At 70.0% G+C, this 2,261-nt stretch carries 1 protein-coding gene; it reads right to left on the bottom strand.

Annotation, left to right across the window (positions count from 1 at the left end; all coding sequences use genetic code 11):
- A partial coding sequence (locus AB0B68_RS32055) for a condensation domain-containing protein (protein ID WP_357264751.1) occupies positions 1 to 2,261 on the bottom strand: 2,261 nt, incomplete at both ends.

Here is a 2,261-nt window from a genome sequence, read left to right as displayed (position 1 = left end):
CCCCGATGCGAAACCTGCACACCCTTCGGCCGACCCGTCGAACCCGACGTGAAAATCACATACGCCACATCATCCAGATCCACCACACCCGGCAACACCACCGACTCCACCTGCGGAGCGTGCTCCACCACCAGAACCTCGACGCCAGGCGCGAACCGATCCGCATAACGCGTCGACGTCACCACACGAGACACACCGGCATCGGCCAGCATCGAGGCGATGCGACCGGCCGGATACGACGGGTCCAGCGGCACGAACGCCGCCCCCGCCTTCCACACCCCCAGCAGCGCCGCCACCAGATCAACACTCCGGTCCAGCAGCACCCCCACCACCGAACCCCGACGGACACCCCGCGAGGCCAACCACGACCCCAGCACCACGGCCCGCGCATCCAGCTCCGCGAAGGTCCCACCGTTGACGGCCTCACCCGACGGCACCGCCGTGACCTGGCGCTCAACAGCCGCCAGCACCGACTCCGACACGGGCTCCACCGCGCTGTCACCATCGGCCAACACCACCGACACCTCACCGGCCGGCAGACACACCACCCGCGCGTCCCCACCCGAATCCGCCACCATCGCCTCCAGCACCGCCCGGTACATGGCGCCCAGGCGCAGCACGTTGGGGTAGCTGACGACGTGGGGGTCGCTGAGGATGCTGAGCGTGCCGTCCAGCGTGGAGACGTGCAGGTCGAACTCACTGGACGCCTCGTAGACGGCGTCGTCGAAGCCGACCCGCTCGGTGTCGACCTGCGCGAAGTCGAGGTAGTTGAAGAGGATCTCGATGGGTCGGGCGCCGTCGGTGAACCGCTGCACCGACGGCAGCGGGTAGTGCCGGTGCGGCCACAGCTCCAGCTCGGCGTCGAAGGTCTGCCGGATCAGCTCCGCCCAGGTGGCAGCCGGGCCACGGTGCACGATCGGCAACGTGTTCAGGTGCATGCCGTACACCCGGTCCGCGCCGGTCACCTCGGGCCGCCCGTGGCAGACCAGGCCGCTGGTGAAGACGAGTTCGCCGGTGAGCTGGCTCATCACCTTCAGGTGCGCGGCCAGCAGCACGCTCTTCAGCGCGGTGCCGGTGCTGCTGGCCAGGTCTCGGAGCCCGTCGATCAGGTCGTGCAGCGGCACCCGGGTGCCGCACTGGAACTGGGGGTCGGAGTCGGGGGCGCCCCACCCGGCAGGCAACGCGAAGCGCGGGTGCTCGACGACACCCCGCCAGTACGCCTCGTCCTCGGCGGAGGTCAGCGCGGCCAGTTCCGCGGCGACGAAGTCGGCGTAGCGCACCGGCAACGCGTCGACGGGCACCGGAGCACCGGTGTCCCGCAGCCGCCGGTAGTTGTCGAGGATCTCCATGAGCAGGGAGTGGTGGCTCCAGCCTTCGAGGATGCCGTGCGACATGGTCAGGACGAACCACCAGGCGTTGCCCTCGCCGATCGCACCGGCGACGCGTATCTGCGGGACCTCATCCGGCGCGAACGGGTTGGCCCGTTCGGCGGCCATGAAGGCGCTCATCCGGGCCTCGGTGTCCGGGCCACGCAGGTCCAGCTCGGTGACCTCGATCGGCACCTCGGCGTGCACGAGTTGCAGCGGCACCGAGTAGCCGTTCAGGTCGAACGACGTCCGCAGGATCTCGTGCCGGTCGACGACCGTCTGCACGGCGCGGCGCAGCGCGTCAAGGACCAGCGGCTGCTCGTCGTGGATCGGGAAGGCCGAGACGTTGTGGTACGTGTGCCGCTCGGTGTCGGTCATCGTCTTGACGAGCATGCCGAGTTGGACCTGGGCGATGGGGTACGCGTCGGCGAGGCCGGCGGGCAGGGCCGCCCGGTCGGCGTCGTCGAGTAGCGCGAACGGGACCACCGGCTGGAACGCCGGCTCGACGGGGGTCTGCTCCGCTTCGAGGTTCGCGGCGAGCGCGGCGACGGTCCGGTGCAGGAAGATGTTGCGCACCGAGGCGGGGATCCCGGCCGTACGCAGTGCGCCGACGAGAGCGATGGCGCTGATCGAGTGACCGCCGAGGTCGAAGAAGCTGTCGTCGACGCTCACCGTCTCCAGGTTCAGCACCTGCGCCCAGATGTCCGCGAGCTGCCGCTCCAGGTGGGTACGCGGGGCCACGTGCACCCGCCCACCACCGGTCACCGAGGCGGCCAGGGCGGCCCGGTCGACCTTGCCATTGGCGTTCAGCGGGATCGACTTCACCGCCACGAGGTCCGCCGGGATCATGTACTCCGGCAGTCGACTGGCGCATTCCTGCCGCACCCGGGCGGC

This window comes from Micromonospora sp. NPDC049049, from assembly GCF_040649115.1.
Classification (GTDB): Bacteria; Actinomycetota; Actinomycetes; order Mycobacteriales; family Micromonosporaceae; genus Micromonospora.
The sequence above is the reverse complement of the archived record's forward strand: the minus strand, read 5'-3'. Positions and strand labels throughout refer to the sequence as shown.